Source organism: Glaesserella australis (assembly GCF_003260095.1).
GTDB classification, from domain to species: domain Bacteria; phylum Pseudomonadota; class Gammaproteobacteria; order Enterobacterales; family Pasteurellaceae; genus Glaesserella; species Glaesserella australis.
Map to the genome: position 1 here is coordinate 53,890 of NZ_PTPX01000019.1, position 16,601 is coordinate 70,490.

At 40.9% G+C, this 16,601-nt stretch carries 15 protein-coding genes and 1 other annotated feature; of the genes, 9 read left to right on the top strand and 6 right to left on the bottom strand.

Annotation, left to right across the window (positions count from 1 at the left end):
* Positions 1 to 185 precede the first annotated feature (185 nt).
* The 4 genes from leuD to rsuA all read right to left on the bottom strand — a co-directional run bounded on the left by leuD (position 186) and on the right by rsuA (position 4,738).
* Complete coding sequence (leuD, locus tag C5N92_RS10290; RefSeq protein ID WP_111750760.1) at positions 186 to 791, bottom strand: 3-isopropylmalate dehydratase small subunit; 606 nt, start codon at positions 789 to 791, stop codon at positions 186 to 188.
* A gap of 11 nt (positions 792 to 802) precedes the next feature.
* On the bottom strand, positions 803 to 2,209 hold the full coding sequence (leuC, locus tag C5N92_RS10295; protein WP_111750761.1) for a 3-isopropylmalate dehydratase large subunit: 1,407 nt from the start codon (positions 2,207 to 2,209) through the stop codon (positions 803 to 805).
* Positions 2,210 to 2,851: 642 nt separating this feature from the next.
* A complete protein-coding gene (locus tag C5N92_RS10300; RefSeq protein WP_111750762.1) occupies positions 2,852 to 4,045 on the bottom strand; it encodes a Bcr/CflA family multidrug efflux MFS transporter in 1,194 nt (397 codons plus the stop codon).
* Positions 4,046 to 4,738: a 16S rRNA pseudouridine(516) synthase RsuA gene (gene rsuA, locus C5N92_RS10305; protein WP_111750763.1), complete on the bottom strand. Its 693-nt coding sequence runs from the start codon at positions 4,736 to 4,738 to the stop codon at positions 4,046 to 4,048.
* A 132-nt stretch (positions 4,739 to 4,870) separates the two neighbouring features.
* Between rsuA and C5N92_RS10310 the strand changes: the two genes are divergently transcribed.
* From C5N92_RS10310 to apbC, 3 genes are all read left to right on the top strand, one after another.
* On the top strand, positions 4,871 to 5,524 hold the full coding sequence (locus tag C5N92_RS10310) for a YchE family NAAT transporter (RefSeq protein WP_111750764.1): 654 nt from the start codon (positions 4,871 to 4,873) through the stop codon (positions 5,522 to 5,524).
* Positions 5,525 to 5,679: 155 nt separating this feature from the next.
* Entirely contained in the window at positions 5,680 to 7,095 is a 1,416-nt protein-coding gene (locus tag C5N92_RS10315; RefSeq protein WP_165827756.1) for a peptide ABC transporter substrate-binding protein, read from the top strand.
* Positions 7,096 to 8,193 (top strand): iron-sulfur cluster carrier protein ApbC, encoded by a 1,098-nt coding sequence (apbC, locus tag C5N92_RS10320; RefSeq protein ID WP_111750766.1) that lies wholly within the window; start codon positions 7,096 to 7,098, stop codon positions 8,191 to 8,193.
* 182 nt (positions 8,194 to 8,375) lie between these two features.
* Here apbC and C5N92_RS10325 read toward each other — a convergent pair whose 3' ends face one another.
* On the bottom strand, positions 8,376 to 8,867 hold the full coding sequence (locus C5N92_RS10325; RefSeq protein WP_111750767.1) for a pyridoxamine 5'-phosphate oxidase family protein: 492 nt from the start codon (positions 8,865 to 8,867) through the stop codon (positions 8,376 to 8,378).
* The gene (locus tag C5N92_RS10330) at positions 8,867 to 9,433 is read right to left on the bottom strand and encodes a UbiX family flavin prenyltransferase (protein WP_111750768.1); all 567 of its coding nucleotides are present in this window, start codon (positions 9,431 to 9,433) and stop codon (positions 8,867 to 8,869) included. The genes C5N92_RS10325 and C5N92_RS10330 overlap by 1 nt, the downstream gene beginning before the upstream one ends.
* 91 nt (positions 9,434 to 9,524) lie before the next feature.
* On the opposite strand from C5N92_RS10330, the gene ttcA reads away from it, so the two are divergent.
* The 6 genes from ttcA (at position 9,525) to lrp (ending at position 16,594) form a co-directional block, all read left to right on the top strand.
* Positions 9,525 to 10,475 carry a tRNA 2-thiocytidine(32) synthetase TtcA gene (gene ttcA / locus C5N92_RS10335; RefSeq protein WP_111750785.1) on the top strand — a complete coding sequence of 317 codons (951 nt, stop codon included), beginning with the start codon at positions 9,525 to 9,527 and terminating at the stop codon, positions 10,473 to 10,475.
* Positions 10,476 to 10,586: 111 nt separating this feature from the next.
* Positions 10,587 to 10,718, top strand: a sequence feature (His leader region).
* Between the two features lie 61 nt (positions 10,719 to 10,779).
* Positions 10,780 to 12,156 carry a Na+/H+ antiporter family protein gene (locus C5N92_RS10340; protein WP_111750769.1) on the top strand — a complete coding sequence of 459 codons (1,377 nt, stop codon included), beginning with the start codon at positions 10,780 to 10,782 and terminating at the stop codon, positions 12,154 to 12,156.
* A gap of 157 nt (positions 12,157 to 12,313) precedes the next feature.
* Positions 12,314 to 13,117, top strand: a complete 804-nt coding sequence (gene xthA, locus C5N92_RS10345; protein WP_111750770.1) for an exodeoxyribonuclease III — start codon at positions 12,314 to 12,316, stop codon at positions 13,115 to 13,117.
* A 241-nt stretch (positions 13,118 to 13,358) separates the two neighbouring features.
* The gene (locus C5N92_RS10350; RefSeq protein ID WP_111750771.1) at positions 13,359 to 14,573 is read left to right on the top strand and encodes an aromatic amino acid transport family protein; all 1,215 of its coding nucleotides are present in this window, start codon (positions 13,359 to 13,361) and stop codon (positions 14,571 to 14,573) included.
* 188 nt (positions 14,574 to 14,761) lie between these two features.
* Entirely contained in the window at positions 14,762 to 15,976 is a 1,215-nt protein-coding gene (locus tag C5N92_RS10355) for an aromatic amino acid transport family protein (RefSeq protein WP_111750772.1), read from the top strand.
* A 135-nt stretch (positions 15,977 to 16,111) separates the two neighbouring features.
* Positions 16,112 to 16,594 (top strand): leucine-responsive transcriptional regulator Lrp, encoded by a 483-nt coding sequence (gene lrp, locus C5N92_RS10360; protein ID WP_111750773.1) that lies wholly within the window; start codon positions 16,112 to 16,114, stop codon positions 16,592 to 16,594.
* Positions 16,595 to 16,601 lie beyond the last annotated feature (7 nt).

The window sequence follows — 16,601 nt, forward strand, 5'->3', positions numbered from 1 at the left end:
ACCACTGGCACCATTCATAAAATCAACCGCTCTTTAGCGGTTTTTTTATTTCTTATCCTTAGGCGTGTAAAGTCCATTTTATATCATTTTCTGATAATAATTATGTGCTGTCTGAAGAGATTTTTTAGCATGGAAGCTCTAATGATAGATAAAAAACGCATACATATTGTATGCGTTTTTGGGAATTAGCGTAAGAACGCTGGAATCTTGCTTTCGTATTCTGCGATTTTTGCTTCATGCTGTAGAGTTAAACCGATATTATCTAAGCCGTTTAACAGGCAGTGACGGCGGAAGCTATCGATTTCAAAGTGGTAGCTTTTACCGTTGGCTGATACGGTTTGAGCTTCTAGATCGACGGTGATCATTGCCCCTTCATTCGCTTCCACATATTTAAATAATTCGTCCACTTCTTCTTCGCTTAAACGTACTGGCAACATTTGGTTGTTTAAGCTGTTACCGTAGAAAATGTCGGCAAAACTTGGGGCGATAATGGCACGAATGCCGTAATCGTCTAATGCCCAAGGGGCGTGTTCACGGGAAGATCCGCAGCCGAAATTTTCACGAGCAAGCAAAATACTTGCCCCTTGATAGCGGGGGAAATTTAGTACGAAATCAGGGTTTGGCTGTTTGCCTTCATCATCTAAAAAACGCCATTCGTGAAACAAATGAGCGCCAAAGCCAACACGGGTGACTTTTTGTAAGAACTGTTTTGGAATAATCGCATCAGTGTCCACATGAGAAGCATCAAGTGGAACGGCTAAGCCGGTGTGTTGTTTAAATTCTTTTGCCATTTTCTTTTTCCTTAATGTAATTCCACGTGACGAATATCGACAAATTTACCGTGAACCGCTGCTGCAGCCGCCATTGCTGGGCTAACAAGGTGAGTACGTCCGCCACGACCTTGACGACCTTCAAAGTTACGGTTACTGGTTGAAGCACAACGCTCACCAGGTTCTAAACGGTCGTTATTCATCGCCAAACACATTGAGCAACCCGGTTGTCGCCACTCAAAACCAGCTTCGATAAAAATCTTATCCAAGCCCTCTTTTTCCGCCTGTTCACGCACTAAACCCGAACCTGGCACAACCAACGCCTGCACGCCATTTGCCACTTTGCGACCTTTTGCCACAGCTGCTGCGGCACGTAAATCTTCAATACGAGAGTTGGTGCAAGAGCCGATAAAGACTTTGTCGATAGCGACATCGGTCAATTTGATGCTGTGCGGTAAGCCCATATAGGCTAAGGCTTTTTCTGCCGATTGACGTTCAATCGGATCTGCCATATCTGCTGGATTTGGGATTAATTCGTTGATGCCGATAACGTGACCAGGGTTTGTTCCCCAAGTGACTTGTGGCTCAATCTCTGACGCTTCTAAGGTTACAACTGTATCAAATTCAGCACCTTCGTCAGTATGTAGGGTTTTCCAATAAGCCACCGCATCGTCCCAATCCTTACCCGTTGGGGCAGACGGACGACCTTTCAAATAGGCAAAGGTGGTTTCATCAGGGGCAATTAAGCCTGATTTTGCACCGAGTTCAATCGCCATATTGCAGACGGTCATACGACCTTCCATTGATAAATCACGAATTGCTTCGCCACAGAACTCCACAACGTGACCAGTACCGCCCGCCATTGTGGTTTTGCCGATAATCGCCAACACAATATCTTTTGCGGTAATACCCTCACGCACCTTGCCACGCACTTCGATTTTCATCTTCTTCGCACGGGCTTGTTTTACCGTTTGGGTCGCAAGAACGTGTTCTACTTCAGAAGTACCGATACCAAAAGCCAAAGCCCCAAAAGCCCCGTGTGTTGCAGTGTGCGAGTCGCCACAAACAATCGTCATACCAGGCAATGTCAAACCTTGCTCTGGCCCCATCACGTGAACGATCCCCTGATTGATATGGTTAATATCATAAAGTTTTACACCGAACTGCTCGGTATTTTTTGCCAGCTCGACCATTTGAATACGTCCCATTTCCCCAGAACCACCTAAATCACGGCTATCTGTTGGAACATTATGATCCATTGTCGCCACCGTTTTGGCTGGCTGACGCACTTCACGTCCCATTGCACGCAAGCCGTCAAACGCCTGTGGTGAAGTCACTTCGTGGACTAAATGGCGGTTGATATAAAGTAACGGCGTTTCGCCTTCGGCTTCGTGAACAACGTGAGCATCAAATAATTTTTCGTATAAAGTCTTTTTCATCGTTTCCAACTCTTTAATTTGTAGGGTGGGTCTTAACCCATCATTAAAAAAATCGCATTCGTAAGTGGTGGTGCAAGACCCACAACTGTTCGAAACATATAGTTAATTGATTTTAAATCATTCCCTTCCCCCGTTTACGGGGGAAGGTGCCGAAGGCGGAAGGGGGGATTGCAACGAAGTTGCAACACGATCTTGCACTTATATGGTTTATCTCCCCCTCAGCCTTCGGCAGCTCCCCCCGCAAGCAGGGAGAGCGAACGGAAAATTAGATTAAAATCATAGGGGTATAGGTTTCGAACACTTGTAGGTCAAGCCCCCCATATTCGTTCTTAGGTAACGGAAATTGCAAAACATATCGTCAATGCAACCGCTTACCAAATGAATGTATCGGAATATATCGCTACTTAAAACAAAAGTAAAATGCTATTTTTTGAAAATTTTTGTTTTTTTATTCTGTGATAAAGTCTAAAAAACAGTAAATTCGATGATTTATTAGGATATTATCCTGGAGATGTTTGTTTTTATGGTATTAATTCTTAATGCTTGGAATTTATAAGGATTTTTATCAAAGAGAAAGAAAATATCAGATAATGAATTAAAGTAGGGGGCGTTTGCCCCACTACTGATAGAGAGAAGAGCAAATTAATGCTCTGTATTTCGACAAGAAAGGAAATAATACGCCACAAACCCTGCAATCGTACAGGCTGCCATTGTGTAAAGCATTGGGCGTTCGCTAGTTAAAGGAATGTGCGATAAACCTGCCCCAATGAGTGAGCCGATCCCAAAACGAGCTGTACCTGCCACAGCATTAGCCGTGCCAGCCATTTGCGGATAGCGATCCAAAATTGCTGCAGAAGCATTACTGCCAACGGTTGAAACCATTCCGACAAATACAGCCACACCGATTGCCATTGACCATAAGCCTAATTGCAAAGTTGCCGAAATAATCAGCCAAATTCCTGCGGTAAGTTGCAAGATCATTCCTAATCGCAACATTTTTTCTGAACCGATTTTCGTCACCAAACGCCCGTTGATTGCGGTCATCACAATCATCACCACAATGTTCAACATAAAGAAATAGCCGAAATGCTCAGACGAAACGCCGTATAGCCCGATATAAACTAATGAGCCTGAAGTCAAGAAGCAGAACATTCCAGCAAACGACATTCCGCCGACTAATACATAGCCGAGTGTGGCTTTGTGGGAGAGTAGGGCGATGAAATTCTGCAATACTTTGCGAAAGCTCAACGGCATTCGATTTTCAGTAGCTAAAGTTTCAGGAATTTTGAGTGCGACCAAACAGCAACAGACAATGCCCATTACCATTAAAATGTAGAAAATCGCGTGCCAATGGAGCCATTTCGCCACATAACCGCCTAAAATCGGGGCAACAAGCGGTGCGATCATTGTGATAATCATAATGGTGGACATCATTTTGGCAAATTGATTGCGGTCAAACAGATCTCGCACCAATGCCCCTAATACAACGGCTGGTGCTGCACCAAATAAGCCTTGCAACAGGCGAAGTAGGTAGAAATTCTCAATGCTCAACACTTGCGTTAAGAAAAATGATGCTACAGCACCGCCTGATAAGCCTAATAAGATAATCGGTTTGCGTCCAAAACTATCGGCTATCGGACCCCAAAAAAGTTGTCCAATCGCAAAGCCAAAAGTGAAAATCGCAAGGGTGGTTTGCACTTTTTCTTGAGAGACACTCAAATCCTTTGCAATGTCCAAGAAAGATGGCAGATACATATCAATGGCAAGTGGGGGAAGCATTGAGAGCAACCCCATAATAATCACAAAACAGCCATTTAGTTTGGTTACATTATTCATCTAAAAACTCGCTATTTCATCTTCAGTTAAAGTGCGAAATTCGCCCTCAGCCAAGCTTTCATCTAGCACTACATCGCCAATTCGCCAGCGGTGTAATGCCACGACTTTATTGCCAACTGCGGCAAACATTCGTTTGACTTGGTGATAACGCCCCTCGCTAATGGTTAAATTGACATTATAATCGTCCAAAATCTCAAGGGTCGCTGGCTTGGTTGGCGTTTTTTCGCCACGTAACAAAATCCCTTCTGTAAATTGTTCTGCATAAAAATCTTCTACAGGATCTGCAAGGGTAACAAGATAGGTTTTTTCGCAATGATGTTTTGGTGAAGTAATACGGTGCGACCATTGCCCGTCATCTGTCAATAGTACCAACCCTGTTGTATCGGCATCTAAACGCCCTGCACAGTGTAATTTGGTGGTCAGTGGATAATCAAAAAATTGAAAGACCGTTGGATAATCGCCGTCATCGTGCGAGCAGACACAATTTTGCGGTTTATAGAGCATAAAGTATTGCCCCTCATCAACCCACGCAAGCCTTTCGCCGTCAAAACAGATCTCATCTTGTTCACTGATTTTGACTGCACTATTTTTCTCCACAACACCATTAACCGTCACTTGCCCCGCCCGTAATGCTTTACTTGCTTGAGAACGGGTTAAGCCTGTGTTTTCTGCAATAAATTTATCTAAACGCATATTTCTGATTGCTACTAAAATAAAACGACAATTATAGATCTATTTTTATGGAGTGGTCGTAAATTTTTACAAGCCTTTTTAAATATTCCTGATTATAATAGCAAACACTTATGATTAGCCTATGAGAACCCTGTGGATACCTTTATTAATTTTGCTATCTATCTTCAATTTTTTATTGGTCTTTTTGCGATTGTCAATCCTTTTGGAACTTTACCAATCTTTTTTAGTATGACGGCACATCAATATGAAGCCGATCGTAATAGAACAAATTTAATTACATCTGTTTCTGTCGGTGTGATTTTATTGGTTAGTCTCTTTTTTGGTAAATTGATTTTAGATGCATTTAGTATTTCCCTTAACTCTTTCCGAGTCGCAGGGGGGATTCTCATCGTGAGTATTGCGATGACAATGATCAGTGGGAAACTAGGTGAACATAAACAAAATAAAGAAGAGAAAAATGCTGATTTATCTGAATATGAAAATATTGGGGTAGTTCCGCTCGCTATGCCAATTATGGCAGGTCCTGGTGCTATTGGTTCAACCATTGTTTGGGGAACTCGATATCATACATGGGTTGATCTTGTCGGTTTTAGTCTTGCAATTATTTTGTTTGCGGGCATTTGTTATATCCTTTTTCGCTTTTCAGCACCTTTGGTAAAACGCTTAGGAAAAACAGGTTCAAATGTTGTGACTCGTATTATGGGCTTAATTTTGATGGCACTTGGTATTGAAATCATTGTGGCAGGGTTAAGTAATCTTTTTCCGGGATTAACCTCGATTAATTAGAATTTATCATGAAGCTACAATCTCTATCATTACAAGCGGTGCGATTTGCCAATTATTTTGCAAAATTCATATTTTGTATTTGGCTTTTAGCGGGATGTGAAGACAACTCGACATCAACGCTTGATTTAGATCCAAATAGAGAACCACCACGGCCCATGACAACGTTAACCAGGGCTATTTATTCAGCACATTTGCAACTTGATCCACATTTTGTCAAAGTATCAGCAGATGCAGCACCTATTCGAGATCTTTTTACTGGCTTAATGGCGTTCAATGAACAAGGAAACGTGATACCCGCTCTTGCTCGTGAATGGTTTAGTGATGATGGTAAAAATTGGCTTTTTATTTTAGATGAAAATAGAAGATGGTCGAATGGTGAGCCTGTTACTGCATCAGATTTTGTCGCAAGCTGGCAGAGATTAGTTAACCCTAGCAATCAATCTCCCTTAGCAAATTATCTAATTTACATGGGGATAGAACATGCAAAAGCGATTTTGCAAGGTGAAGCGAAGATTGAAACATTAGGTGTAAAAGCATTAAATTCACATACGCTACAAATCACTTTACATCAGGTAAATCGACAATTACCACAAATGCTTGCTCATTCTGCGTTATTACCAACTTATCAGGGTAAAAAAACAGAGTATGCTCAACTTCCAGTGACGAATGGCGCTTATAAAGTTAATCTTATCGAAAAAGGGCGTTTACAGTTACAAGCAGTAACGCCTGAATTGCCTTTTCAACAGGTCATCTATCAGTTAATTACAACCGTTCAGAACCCAAATAGATTTGATATTATTGAAAATCCTTTGCCAAACTATACTCGGGATGTTAAGGCTTTTCCTAGGTTATGTAATTATTTTTATGAATTTAATTTTAATGACCCCGCATTACAGAAATTAGAAGCAAGGCAAGCAATTAGGGCGATGGTTTCACCAGCAGAAATTAGCCGGGGTTTTGGTATTCCAAATCATTTACCTCTTCCTAAAACATTGGTACCACAGCAAGATCGTATTATCTCTACGACGAGTTCTGAGCAACTTTTAAATAGTATGGGAATCTCAGCATCGCAACCTTTGAAATTAAAAATTACTCATGATAATGATGGAATACATAGCGATATAGCGAATAAGATGGCATTAATGCTTAGTCGTTCAGATATGTTTAGAGTTGAATTAGAAGAGCTAAATTGGCAACAGTTTTTAACAAAGAGAGAACAACAGAATTTTCAACTGATACGCTCTGGATGGTGTTCAGATTATGATGATGCACTCTCATTCTTAAATCAGTTTTATTCATCAAGTCCAGACAATAAGAGTGGTTATAAAAATGAGTATGTTGATCAGTTATTGACACAGCTTAATATAGAGAATCTAACACCTGAACAACGTTCACAATTGGTGATAAGTGTTATACATCAATTAGAAAAAGATGTTGCTGTGTTACCATTATTTCAATATCAACGTCGTGTGAGTATCGATCCTAGTCTCTATGGATATGATTTAAATAATGCTAGCGAAGTAATTTATAGTAAAGATTTATATCGTCAATACAACAATAAGGATAAGTAAATGAATCAACTTACCGAACAGCAACTTGCTGATATTAAAGCGGTTTTACAAGGTTTCCAACATTCAACCTTGCAAAAAGATTTGATTGCATTAAACGCATTAAAAAAAGCCGAATTAGGCGGTGGGATTTTACGTCTTGAGTTCACAATGCCATTTGCGTGGAACAGTGGATTTGAGCAACTCAAAGCAACAACGGAAGCGAAACTCAAGGAAGTGAGCGGTGCAAGCGGTGTGAAATGGGTACTAAATTACCAAATTGCTACCTTAAAACGTGCTAACAATCACCCTGCGGTAAACGGCGTGAAAAATATCATCGCTGTCACATCGGGCAAAGGCGGTGTGGGCAAATCGACCACCTCCGTAAACCTTGCTTTAGCCCTGAAAGCACAAGGGGCGAGAGTGGGGATTTTAGATGCGGATATCTACGGACCGTCTATTCCACATATGTTAGGAGCAGCTAACCAACGCCCTGTTTCGCCAGATAACAAGCACATCACCCCGATTGAAGCTCACGGCTTGTACTCAAATTCTATCGGCTATTTAATGGAGCCTGATAACGCAACCATTTGGCGTGGTCCAATGGCGAGCAGTGCTTTAAGCCAACTATTGCAAGAGACGTGGTGGCCAGATTTAGACTACTTAGTGATCGATATGCCGCCAGGTACAGGCGATATTCAGCTCACCTTATCGCAACAAATTCCAGTGACTGGAGCTGTTGTGGTCACAACACCACAAGATATTGCATTGCTTGATGCGATCAAAGGGATTTCGATGTTCCAGCGTGTTTCTGTGCCAGTGTTAGGTATTATCGAAAATATGAGTGTTCATATTTGCGCTAACTGCGGACATCACGAACACCTGTTCGGTACAGGTGGAGCAACCAAAGTTGCCGAAAAATACCAAACGCAAGTGCTAGGGCAAATGCCATTGCATATCCGCTTGCGTGAAGATTTAGACAACGGCGTACCAACGGTTGCAGCAGACCCAACCCACGAAATCAGCCAAGCCTATCTTGATTTAGCTCTTAAAGTTTCAACGGAGCTTTATTGGCAGGGCAGTGTGATCCCGTCTGAAATTATGATTAGGGAAGTGAAATAATCATTGTTGGGGCGAATTATAGGTATATTCAAAAAAATTCCCTTCCCCCGTTTACGGGAGGACAAATGCGGCAGCATTTGAGCGTTGGCTTTGCCAACGACCCGTAGGGTGAGCGAAGCGAATAACGTGCCCGAAGGGCGGAAGGGGGATTTACAACCAAACGAGAGTTAACTTATCCCCCCTCAGCCTTCGGCAGCTCCCCCCGCAAGCAGGGGGAGCGAATGGTAGGTATGTTCAAAAAATTCCCTTTCCCACACACTCTTCTTCGCAAACGCCACCTTATTTTCCGTATGCTTAATTCGGGTAAAGGCAATTTCCCACACATCACTTGGAATCAGCTTTGCAAGCGGATGTTTTTGCCAATAAATTTGCAAAGCGGTCTGTTTTTCTGCTTCATTTTCAAGACAACGAGCCACCGCTTGAAACTGAATCCCCTCAATCTCCCGAATGTTTTCAGGCTGCCCTGCAATCGTACCTGCGATATGCGGATTAGCTAACATTCGCTTGCCGTGTTCGGTGGTGGTTTTAGTAAGGACGATCAAGCGGTGAGATTGTTCATCAAAAGCGTAAAAACAACTTGCTGCCCAAATCTCATTTTCGCTGTGGCAAGCAAGGCTTACAACGTGATGTTGAGCGATAAATTGAGCGATATGTGCAGGGATTGGGTTTGCCATTATTTGCCCGTCCAACGTGGAATATCCAGTTCCAAATCAAACATATCCAACGCACGGGCAACGCTGTGAGTCACAATTTCATCAACGCTTTTCGGCTGATGATACAGGGCTGGCACAGGTGGAAAGATGATTCCGCCCATTTCGGTGACTTTTCGCATATTATCCAAATGGGTCAAATGCAACGGTGTTTCTCTCACCATTAACACCAATTTCCGCCGTTCTTTCAGCACCACGTCCGCTGCACGTGTAAGCAAACTATCGCTAAAGCCATGAGCGACAGACGCAAGCGTCCGCATTGAGCAAGGGGCGATCAACATTCCCATTGTCTTAAACGAACCACTGGCAATAGACGCACCGAGATTGTGAATAGGGTGAACCACGTCAGCAAGGGCAAGAAGCTGTTCTTCGCTGATGTCCGTTTCATATTGACGAGTCAATTCTGCCCCTTTTGAAATCACTAAATGGGTTTCGATCTGTTCAAGCGGTTTTAATAATTCAAGGGCTTTGTAGCCGTATTGAAAGCCACTTGCACCGCTAATGCCGATGATGATGCGTTTATTTGACATTTGTTGTTCCTAACTGTCGTGAAAGACTTGAAAAAAATAGTGAAGTGGGTACTATGTGCCACTTTGTTTTATTAAAAATTTCAATCAAATTATGCACCAAGACGCAGTTCAAGACACGCAAAAAGAGAAAAAAATTGCCTATAACTTCAATAAATTGCAAAAACGCTTACGCCGAAATGTCGGCAATGCGATTGCGGATTTTAATATGATTGAAGACGGCGACAAGGTAATGGTCTGTTTATCGGGCGGTAAAGATAGCTACACCTTGCTCGATATTTTGCTCAATTTAAGGCTCAATGCCCCGATCCATTTTGACATTGTGGCGGTCAATTTAGACCAAAAACAGCCAGGCTTCCCTGAACACGTTCTGCCTGAATACCTTGAGAGTATCGGCGTTGAATACAAAATTGTTGAGGAAAATACCTATGGTATCGTGAAAGAGAAAATTCCTGAAGGTAAAACGACGTGTTCGCTCTGTTCTCGTTTACGTCGTGGGATTTTGTATCGCACCGCAACGGAGCTTGGGGCAACCAAAATCGCTTTAGGGCATCACCGTGATGATATGCTTGAAACGCTGTTTTTGAATATGTTTTACGGTGGAAAGCTCAAATCAATGCCACCGAAACTGATTAGCGATGACGGAAAACAGATCGTGATCCGACCGCTTGCGTACTGCAAAGAGAAAGATATTGAGAAATATGCGGTGGCGAAACAGTTCCCGATTATTCCGTGTAATTTATGTGGCTCACAGCCAAATTTACAGCGTCAGGTAGTGAAAGAGATGTTGCAAATGTGGGATCGTCAATATCCAGGACGAATTGAAACGATGTTTGCGGCGTTGCAAAATGTCGCTCCGTCACACTTATGCGATCCAAATCTGTTTGATTTTAAAGGCATTAAACGTGGTCAGCTGATTGACGGCGTGGAGGGCGATATTGCCTTTGATAAAGCAGAGATTCCATCTGTGCCTGTGGTGCAAGAGGAAGATGATGGTAATGAGTATGCGGAAAGCGGTTTAATTCAAATTAAAGCGGTAAGTTAGTCGAAAAAATTTACAAAAAACGTAATAAACCGTTTGCTTTTCGTTTTTTTCTACGATATATTTCGGTACATTCAATTTTGGAGCTACTATGAACACTTTCTCAAGAAACCACCATCATCACCATTTACCTGAATAATCTTTCGGGCATTTGGCGTGTTCGGAAGAAACTTCCGAGCGGTGCAAAGTGAGAGTAGATCTAAAAACAATTTCCACCCCTTCGGAAGATGATTTCGAAGGGGTTATTTTTTATCTCTTAGAATTGAATAAAGGTTTTATTTTGTATTTACATTAAGAGGAAAACACAATGTTATTATCCAACGATGTGGTCATCTCAATTATCGTGTTACTCGCATTGAGTTTGTTGCGAATTAACGTGGTCATTGCGTTGATTATTTCCGCACTAACCTGCGGTATTTTAGGCAATTCTGGCAACGGAATGGCATTAGGAGAAGCTTTAACCGCAACAATCAAAAGCTTCACAGGAGGCTTAGGCGGTGGTGCTGAAACTGCAATGAACTATGCGGTTCTTGGGGCTTTTGCAGTAGCGTTATCAAAATCTGGGGTAACAGATTTACTGGCTTACAAGATCATACAATCTTTTGGTAAACGTCCTTCCGGTCGTTCTGTCTTTTGGTTTAAGTACGTTGTATTATTTACTTTAGTTGCCTTCGCAATGGCGTCACAAAACGTGATTCCAGTCCACATTGCATTTATTCCTATTGTTGTTCCGCCTCTACTTAGTGTGATGAACCAACTGAAAATTGACCGCCGTGCAGTCGCTTGTGCATTAACTTTTGGCTTAACAGCAACTTATATGTTGATTCCTGCTGGCTTTGGGCAAATCTTTATTGAAAATATTCTAGTGAAAAATATCAATCAAGCAGGTCAAGCATTCAATTTAGTGACAAATACAGCGGAAGTGACTAAAGCGATGTTTATTCCTGTTTTAGGGATGATCGCAGGTTTGTTCCTTGCACTATTTGTGACTTACCGTAAGCCACGTTCTTATGTAGAAGATAAACCTGAACCAACGGCAGATGATATTGCTCAACGTGTAGCGAATGTCAAACCATTCCACATTGGCATAAGTATTGCTGCTATCGTTGCAACCTGTTTTGTCCAACTTTCAACGAACTCAACGGTGTTAGGCGGCTTAGTCGGTTTAATCATCTTTGCATTAGGTGGTGTATTCAAACTTAAACAAAGTAACGATATTTTCCAAGATGGCTTACGTTTAATGGCGATGATCGGTTTTGTAATGATTGCAGCCTCAGGTTATGCAAACGTGGTAAATTCAACAGGCGGTGTAGCTGAGTTAGTTGAGGGCTTAAAAGGCTCAATTGGTAGTAAGGAAATGGCGGCATTCTTAATGTTACTTGTTGGTTTATTGATTACTATGGGTATTGGTTCTTCATTTTCAACAGTTCCTATTATTGCTTCTATTTATGTGCCTTTGTGTATTTCTTTCGGTTTCTCACCGCTTGCAACGGTTTCTATCGTGGGTGTTGCCGCAGCATTAGGGGACGCAGGTTCACCAGCATCTGATTCAACCTTAGGTCCAACATCAGGATTAAATGCAGACGGCAAACACGATCACATTTGGGATTCTGTCGTTCCAACCTTTATCCACTATAACATTCCGTTATTAGTCTTTGGTTGGGTTGCTGCGATGATTTTATAGAAAAATCCCCCTAGCCCCCCTTTTTCAAAGGGGGGAATTTTATTAAAGGTAGGGACACACTGCGTGTGTCCGTCTAATTTATATTTTGCATTAAAGGCGATATTCAGCGGACACACGCAGTGTGTCCCTACAATTCATTTCAAATAGAAAGGATAATATGAAATTCATCTCTTTTAATATCAACGGCTTACGAGCAAGACCCCACCAGCTTGAAGCTCTAATTGAAAAACACCAACCTGATGTTATTGGCTTACAAGAAATCAAAGTGGCTGACGAAGATTTCCCTTATGATTTGGTGAATCACCTTGGTTATCACGTGTTTCATCACGGACAAAAAGGGCATTACGGCGTGGCACTTTTAACCAAAAATCAACCGCTTGCGGTACGTAAAGGCTTTCCAACGGACGAAGCCGATGCACAAAAGCGAATGATTATGGCAGATCTTGAAACACCATTTGGCATGCTAACGGTGTTAAACGGCTATTTCCCACAAGGCGAAAACCGTAGCCACGAAACGAAATTCCCTGCGAAAGAAAAATTCTATGCAGATTTACAGCGTTATTTGGAAGCCGAGCTTAAGCCTGAAAATCCGATTGTGATTATGGGCGATATGAACATTAGCCCGACAGATTTAGATATCGGTATCGGTGAAGTAAACCGTAAACGCTGGTTGCGTGACGGAAAATGTTCTTTCTTACCTGAAGAACGTGAGTGGTTAGGGCGTTTACATGGTTATGGTCTAATTGATACTTTCCGAGCAATGAACCCAACGACTGAAGACAAATTTTCGTGGTTTGATTATCGCTCTAAAGGTTTTGATGATAACCGTGGGTTACGCATTGATTTAGTATTAGCATCAACCATGTTAGCAGAACGTTGTGTTGAAACAGGGATCGATTTAGAGATTCGAGCAATGGATAAACCTTCCGATCACGCTCCTGTTTGGGCTGTGTTTAAATAAAACATTATTAGTAGGGTGGGCTTCCTAGCCCACCATTCAATTTTTCTTTATACGCTTCTCATTTTTAGGCAAACAAGCGGTCAGTTTTAATAAAAATTTTGCAAATCTTTTTGCGAAAAATCAAAGTTGTAAACATATCATTCCATTTTAAAATTATTTTGTCATTTCTAGCGACATTTTCTCGCAAAATATTGAATTTTGATTACAATGCCTTGTTCATTTTTATTGACAGAGAGATTGTATGAAAAACAAAACATTAGGTAGTACGCTGATTATCGCAGGTACGACGATTGGTGCGGGAATGTTGGCTATGCCATTAACATCCGCAGGAATAGGCTTTGGATTTACAGTTGCATTGTTAATCGGTCTTTGGCTATTACTCTGCTTTAGTGCTTTACTATTTGTTGAAGTGTATCAAACTGTTGACAGTGATGCTGGGCTAGGCACTTTAGCTGAAAAATATTACGGTACCTTTGGACGTGTAATTTCAACATCGGTATTGATTATTTTCCTGTATGCAATTCTTTCTGCCTATGTTTCAGGCGGGAGTTCTATTTTAGCGGCATTTCTTCCGACCATTATTGATGCAGAAACCACAACACGTATTGCGGGTGTGATTTTTACGGTGGTTTTTGGTGCCTTTATTATCTTAGGGACTAAGAGCGTTGATGCCATTAATCGCCTGTTATTTACTACAAAAATTCTCGCCTTTATTTTAGTTCTTTGTCTATTATTACCGAAAGTCTCTGTCGATAATTTACTTGAAATGCCGATTAATAATTTTCTGTTGATTTCAGCGAGCCCAATTTTCTTTACGTCCTTTGGTTTCCATGGTTCGATCCCAAGTTTAAATAAGTACTTAGAAGGCAATGTAAAAGCACTGCGTATTTCGATTGTTGTCGGGACTTCAATTCCATTAATTGCCTATATTTTATGGCAATTGGCAACGCACGGTGTGTTAAGTCAAACTGAGTTTTTACAAATTTTAGAAAAAGATCCAACCTTAAATGGTCTAGCCGAAGCAACTCGACAAATTACAGGCAGTTCGATGATTGGGGCAATGGTGCGTATTTTCTCTGCGTTAGCGTTAATCACCTCTTTTTTAGGCGTGGCGTTAGGTTTATTTGAAGCGTTAGAAGATTTACTTAAACGCGTAAATATCAATGCAGGGCGTATTAGTTTAGGGTTATTAACCTTTATTCCTCCAATGTTATTTGCCTTTTTCTATCCAAAAGGATTTATCACTGCATTGGGTTATGCAGGGCAGATGTTTGCCTTCTATGCTATCGTTTTACCTATTGCAATGGTTTGGAAATTACGTCGCCAAAATCCTGATTTGCCATACCGAGTAAAAGGCGGGGCAGTGTCTCTTTGGATTGCTTTGGTGATCGGCATATTTATTGTGATTGTGCCATTCTTAATTGAAAAAGGTTGGTTGCCTCAAGTGGTCGGTTAGATTTATCTACGTTTATCTAGTCTAACAAGCGGTGAAATCATGGCAATTTTTTGCAAGATCTTACCGCTTTGTTATTTGTATCATAAAAAATTACATCATTTGTAACTATTTGTTTGCACTGAAAATTTTTCATTACGTTTTAAATTAGCTTTGATAGAATGCCTAAAATTTTTATTTTAGGAGAAGTAATGAAAAATAAAATTTTAGGCAGTGCCTTAATGATCGCAGGCACAACTATTGGCGCTGGTATGCTTGCGATGCCGTTAACTTCTGCTGGTATGGGGTTTGGCATGACATTGGTATTACTTGTCGGTCTTTGGTTATTATTAACTTATACTGGCTTGTTGTTTATGGAAGTGTATCAAACAGCAAAACAGCAAGATGTAGGTGTCGCGACATTGGCTGAACAGTATTTTGGTATGACAGGGCGTGTATTAGCTACAGTCAGTTTATTGGTTTTACTCTATGCATTGCTTGCAGCTTACATTACAGGAGGCGGTTCTTTGGTGTCAGGATTGCTACCTGATGCAGAAGGGGATACCAATCTAAAAATTGGTATTCTGATTTTTACTATCGTTCTAGGAGCTTTTGTGGTCGTTGGTATTAAAGGCGTTGATGGTTTAACTCGATTACTTTTTATCGGAAAAATTATTGCCTTTGTCTTTGTGTTACTGATGATGCTTCCTAAAGCAAAATTAGAAAATTTGACGGCGGTTCCTTTAGATAATTTATTGGTTATTTCTGCCATACCGATTTTCTTTACTTCTTTCGGTTTCCACGTAATTATGGGAAGCATCAATAGCTATTTAGAAGCTGATATTCGTAAAATTCGTGTAGCGGTATTGATTGGTACTTTGATTCCACTTGGTGCTTATCTCTTGTGGCAATTAGCAACTCATGGTGTATTGAGCCAAAATGAGTTTGTCAGCTTATTAAGTCAAGATCCAACGTTAAACGGTTTAGTGAAAGCAACGAGCCAAATTACAGGTAGTTCAATTTTAGGTGAAATGGTACGAATTTTCTCAGCCCTTGCGTTAATCACTTCCTTTCTAGGAGTCGCAATGGGGATCTTTGAAGGCGTAGGCGATTTATTAAAACGGGTAAATTTACCGACAAATCGTTTCATCTTAACGCCATTAACCTTCATTCCACCACTTGCCTTTGCGTTATTCTATCCAAATGGCTTTATTGCGGCATTGGGGTATGCAGGTTTACTCTTTGCGTTTTATGGATTAATTTTGCCAATTGGATTAGCATGGAAAGCACGTCAATTACATCCTAATTTGCCATATCGCGTAGCAGGAGGCAACGTTGGTTTAGTACTTGCCTTTATAATGGGGATTGTGATTATTGTGATTCCATTTTTGATGCAGAAAGGCATTTTGCCATCGGTTGCTGGTTGATCTTAGTTGAATATTAGTTAAATCCGATCGTTATAAGCGGTCGGATTTTTTTATTTTTTTGCAAATAAGTTCAAACCTAAGAAAGAAGAGTGATAGAATGTAGCAACTAGAACAATTCGCTATAAAGGTTTCAAAATGGAAAATAAAAAACTACCTAAAGCCCTTGATGCTATTGATTTAAAAATTTTGAATGAACTTCAACGTAATGGAAAAATTTCTAATATTGAGCTGTCTAAACGAGTGGGACTGTCACCAACGCCTTGTTTAGAGCGTGTGAAACGTTTGGAAAAACAAAATGTTATTATGGGTTATCGTGCATTATTAAACCCTGAATTATTAGAAGCTCCTCTTTTGGTGATTGTTGAAATTACGTTGGTACGTGGTAAGCCAGATGTATTTGAAGAATTTAATCGAGCGGTTCAACAATTAGATGAAATTCAAGAGTGTCATCTTGTTTCAGGGGATTTCGATTATTTATTAAAAACACGTGTAGCAGATATGGCTGCCTACCGTAAACTCTTAGGAACAACCTTATTGCGTTTACCAGGGGTAAACGATACACGCACTTATGTGGTGATGGAAGAAGTCAAACAAACTAACTATTTACTTTTGAAATAAGGAATTG

Coding starts and splice junctions, on each gene's coding strand:
- ttcA (WP_111750785.1), top strand. CDS start 9,525: ATGCACCAAGACGCAGTTCAAGACACGCAAAAAGAGAAAAAAATTGCC.
- apbC (WP_111750766.1), top strand. CDS start 7,096: ATGAATCAACTTACCGAACAGCAACTTGCTGATATTAAAGCGGTTTTA.
- C5N92_RS10300 (WP_111750762.1), bottom strand. CDS start 4,045: ATGAATAATGTAACCAAACTAAATGGCTGTTTTGTGATTATTATGGGG.
- rsuA (WP_111750763.1), bottom strand. CDS start 4,738: ATGCGTTTAGATAAATTTATTGCAGAAAACACAGGCTTAACCCGTTCT.
- C5N92_RS10340 (WP_111750769.1), top strand. CDS start 10,780: ATGTTATTATCCAACGATGTGGTCATCTCAATTATCGTGTTACTCGCA.
- C5N92_RS10325 (WP_111750767.1), bottom strand. CDS start 8,867: ATGGCAAACCCAATCCCTGCACATATCGCTCAATTTATCGCTCAACAT.
- C5N92_RS10330 (WP_111750768.1), bottom strand. CDS start 9,433: ATGTCAAATAAACGCATCATCATCGGCATTAGCGGTGCAAGTGGCTTT.
- C5N92_RS10355 (WP_111750772.1), top strand. CDS start 14,762: ATGAAAAATAAAATTTTAGGCAGTGCCTTAATGATCGCAGGCACAACT.
- xthA (WP_111750770.1), top strand. CDS start 12,314: ATGAAATTCATCTCTTTTAATATCAACGGCTTACGAGCAAGACCCCAC.
- lrp (WP_111750773.1), top strand. CDS start 16,112: ATGGAAAATAAAAAACTACCTAAAGCCCTTGATGCTATTGATTTAAAA.
- leuD (WP_111750760.1), bottom strand. CDS start 791: ATGGCAAAAGAATTTAAACAACACACCGGCTTAGCCGTTCCACTTGAT.
- C5N92_RS10350 (WP_111750771.1), top strand. CDS start 13,359: ATGAAAAACAAAACATTAGGTAGTACGCTGATTATCGCAGGTACGACG.
- C5N92_RS10315 (WP_165827756.1), top strand. CDS start 5,680: ATGACAACGTTAACCAGGGCTATTTATTCAGCACATTTGCAACTTGAT.
- leuC (WP_111750761.1), bottom strand. CDS start 2,209: ATGAAAAAGACTTTATACGAAAAATTATTTGATGCTCACGTTGTTCAC.